The sequence below is a fragment of the Tepidimonas ignava genome, from assembly GCF_004342625.1.
Lineage (GTDB): Bacteria > Pseudomonadota > Gammaproteobacteria > Burkholderiales > Burkholderiaceae_C > Tepidimonas > Tepidimonas ignava.
In genome coordinates, this window is record NZ_SMAH01000027.1 from 1 (window position 1) to 3,205 (window position 3,205).

Sequence of the window (3,205 nt, forward strand, 5' to 3'; positions counted from 1 at the left end):
ACGGCGCATCAGACATCAGATCTGGGGGAAATTGTACTCGCAAACAGACAATAACACAAGAAAAATCATGATGTTATGAATATTTCAGGGGCGACCAAGGAGTTCCCCATGTTCAACAAAGAAGCCATCGAAGCCATGCAATACGGCTCTGGAATCAGAGAGGCCAGCGACGCAGTGCGTGCCGCCTTCGCGGAGGCTCACGTGATCGGTCTGCCGCAGCATTTCGTCATGCACGATCTGGAAAGGTTCCTGCCGAACCGCCGCCGTGCTCGCGGCATGATGGAAACCAGCAGCATCCAAGACTTCGCTGACTACGTGAAGCGAAACGCAGAGGCAGGCTCCACGGTGTTTGTGAACGGCAAGTCAATGATGGCAGATGCTGTGCTCAACCTCGGCACGCCAGAAGCGCCTGGCCACGCCGACAACCGGGCGCGGGTCAAGCCAGACACCACCGCTGCCTACGCAGCTCTGCGAGCCATTGCGCAAGGCCAGGCTCTCGAACAGACGCGGGTGGCCGAGTTCATGGAGGACTGGGCACCCCACATCATTTGCCTTAAAGACGATGAAGATGTGCCGCTGAAACGCGCCATTGGAGCGGTGCGCAACATCACGATTGAGGGGCTGCGAAAGGTGGAGGCGAGCGAGCATCAACTCAGCGCCAGCAAATCCACCTTTGAGGCTGTGACCGCCAGCAGCAAAGACCCGATGCCAACGAAGATTCACTTCCACTGCGAGCCTTACCATGGCTTTAAAAATCGACTGTTCGTGATTCGCGTTGGCATCCGCACCAGCGAAAAGCCAGCTATCACACTGCGCATCGTCAACGTTGAGTTGCGCGAGGAGCAGATGGCGCAAGAGCTGGCCGACAAAGTGCGCGCCGCAGTAGGTGACGCCTGCCCGGTCCTGATTGGCGACTATTCGTGCCGCCAATAAGTCACCTCTAACAGACTGGCCGCGCGATTTTTCGGAGAAAGGAAGCAAGCATGTCCTGCCAACTGATCGGACTGGCCCGCATCGGGCGAGATGCCGAAGTGCGCTACACGAACAGCGGCGAGCCGGTGGCCGGCCTTTCGCTGGCCTTCAGCTACGGACGCAAGGGACCGGACGGCAAGAAGCCCACGCAGTGGGTGGACGCGGCCCTGTGGGGCAAGCTGGCCGAGGCGCTCGCGCCGTACCTGACCAAAGGCACGCAGGTGTACGTGCTGCTTGACGATGTGCACGTCGAGACCTACCAGCAGCGCGACGGTTCGCAGGGCGTCAAGCTCGCCGGCAAGGTGGCCACCATCGACCTGGCCAGCGGACAAGCGGCGAAGCCTGCGGAACAGGCGAGCAAGCCGCAGTCCAAGCCGGCAGCCACAGGCAGCGGCTTTGACGACATGGACGACGACATTCCATTCTGAGGGGGAGCCATAAATGTCAAAGTGGTACATAGTCAACCTTATTGCCCACGAGAAAATCCTCGTCGAAATTTCGGATGACGAGGATGAGAACGATGCCAAGGAAATCGCACTTGGCGAGTCGATCCTATTTCGACAAACAGAAAAAGACAATTTCGAAGTACAGGTAGACATTGAACCAGCCCCAGCCGCCCCCGAGTGTCTGGAACGCGAGATGCGGTGTGCGCATCAGGTCATCCCAATGTGGGATGGCGACCAAGGCACGGGGGGACCACAATGACTGACCGCTATCGCAAGAAGCCCGTCGAGGTCCGGGCCTGGAAGATCAGCCTTGACGGGCAAGAACCTGACTGGGTGCGCGAGGCATTCGACGGGGGGCGCATCGACTGGTGCCCGGCTGGCGAAGGGATCTACATCAACACGCTAGAAGGCCGCATGAAAGCCAACATTGGCGACATGCTGATCGAAGGCGTGAAGGGCGAGCTGTACGGCTGTCGGGCGGATATCGGAACACACTACGTGCGGGCCAAGGTGCGAAGCACTATCGCCACCCTGAAGGAGCGACTAGCAGAAACCACCGACGACCTAACCCGCTGCCCCAACTGCGGAGGGCCGGCCGACAATGGCCACGATCGTGAAGTGCCACCGAACCCTTATTGGTGCAGCAAATGTTCGGAGTCTTGAAATGGCAGGCCGCACCAAGCCCAAGCGCAGGCGCGTCACGCCCCGCGTGATCCGCAGCTACACGCCGTGGCACGAACTGATGGCGAGCCCGACCGAGCCGCTGCCGCTGGAGTGGCGCACGCACCACCTGACACGCATGTGGCAGGGCTTGGCGGCACTTGAGACAGCGCCGAATCCCAGCAAGGATGACTGGCGCGTGTGCAGCGATGCCGTCAACATGCTGGAGACGCTGGTCACGCGCGGACCGTGGATGGCCTGCGACGGATCGCTGGTCGAGATCGCCGACAACGGCCTGCTGGATGACGCCATCACGGCGCTGGCGATGGCCGGACGACGACACCGTGCTGGAGGGTCGATCCGGCTGGATGGCGCTGGCATCCGCGCCGTGCGCGCCGTGCTGGAGGACTACGCCATGGTGCTGGAGACGCTGCCCGCGCGCAGCATGGTGCGCTGCCACCGGCTGACCGAGCAGCGGATCGCGGACATCCTTGCAGGTCGCAAGCTGCCGCATGATGTGGAGGTGATTGACCTATGAGCCTGATGATGACGATGATTCTGATGGAGCAATACGGCCCACGCTTGAGCATGGATCAGCTCGCCAAGGTCCTTGGTCTGGCGACTGCCACGCTGCACGCGCGCATCGGGCGCGGCGAGCTGGACATCCCCACCTACGTCGATGGCAAGCTGCGGTGGGCGGATACGCGCGACGTGGCCGAGTACCTGGACCGCAAGCGCGACGAAGCCAGGCGCGATATGGGTGTGGTGTCAATCCTCCCCGCCCTAAAGGGCGGAGCTTGTGAAAGCAAGCTCGGTTGACCAGACCATGCGCGAGCATTGACATCCTCCCCCGCCTGAAGGCGGGGGATTCCCACTTCAACGAAGCCAGCCAATGCGCACTTACATGCACACAGGACTTACAGCTTCTCGATGGGCTGACACCGCCAGTCCGGCGGCCAGAACATTGCGCGCGGCGTTGATGGGTGAGTTGACGCTCGCGGCCCAACCCGTGTTATCCTCATGGCCCTTGTTTAGTCGTCCCTGAAAAATTCATTTTCACGCCGCCCGCAGCCGCAGCAGCGGCGGGTTGGCGACGCGAGTCTCGGTTGGCCGCAGCCGGACGAGCC

At 61.3% G+C, this 3,205-nt stretch carries 6 protein-coding genes; all 6 read left to right on the top strand.

Annotation, left to right across the window (positions count from 1 at the left end; genetic code table 11):
- The first annotated feature begins 108 nt into the window (after positions 1-108).
- Genes EDC36_RS13080 through EDC36_RS13105 form a run of 6 tightly spaced genes read left to right on the top strand, consistent with a single transcriptional unit; the run spans position 109 to position 2,897 of the window.
- Positions 109-933: a DUF2303 family protein gene (locus tag EDC36_RS13080; RefSeq protein WP_165902874.1), complete on the top strand. Its 825-nt coding sequence runs from the start codon at positions 109-111 to the stop codon at positions 931-933.
- A gap of 50 nt (positions 934-983) precedes the next feature.
- Positions 984-1,400: a single-stranded DNA-binding protein gene (locus EDC36_RS13085; protein ID WP_132963710.1), complete on the top strand. Its 417-nt coding sequence runs from the start codon at positions 984-986 to the stop codon at positions 1,398-1,400.
- A gap of 13 nt (positions 1,401-1,413) precedes the next feature.
- Positions 1,414-1,677, top strand: coding sequence for a hypothetical protein (locus EDC36_RS13090; RefSeq protein ID WP_132963711.1), 264 nt, complete (start codon positions 1,414-1,416; stop codon positions 1,675-1,677).
- The gene (locus EDC36_RS13095; RefSeq protein WP_132963712.1) at positions 1,674-2,081 is read left to right on the top strand and encodes a hypothetical protein; all 408 of its coding nucleotides are present in this window, start codon (positions 1,674-1,676) and stop codon (positions 2,079-2,081) included. The genes EDC36_RS13090 and EDC36_RS13095 overlap by 4 nt, the downstream gene beginning before the upstream one ends.
- A 1-nt stretch (position 2,082) precedes the next feature.
- Positions 2,083-2,616, top strand: coding sequence for a hypothetical protein (locus EDC36_RS13100; RefSeq protein ID WP_132963713.1), 534 nt, complete (start codon positions 2,083-2,085; stop codon positions 2,614-2,616).
- Positions 2,613-2,897 carry a hypothetical protein gene (locus EDC36_RS13105; protein WP_132963714.1) on the top strand — a complete coding sequence of 95 codons (285 nt, stop codon included), beginning with the start codon at positions 2,613-2,615 and terminating at the stop codon, positions 2,895-2,897. The genes EDC36_RS13100 and EDC36_RS13105 overlap by 4 nt, the downstream gene beginning before the upstream one ends.
- The last annotated feature ends 308 nt before the right edge of the window (positions 2,898-3,205 follow it).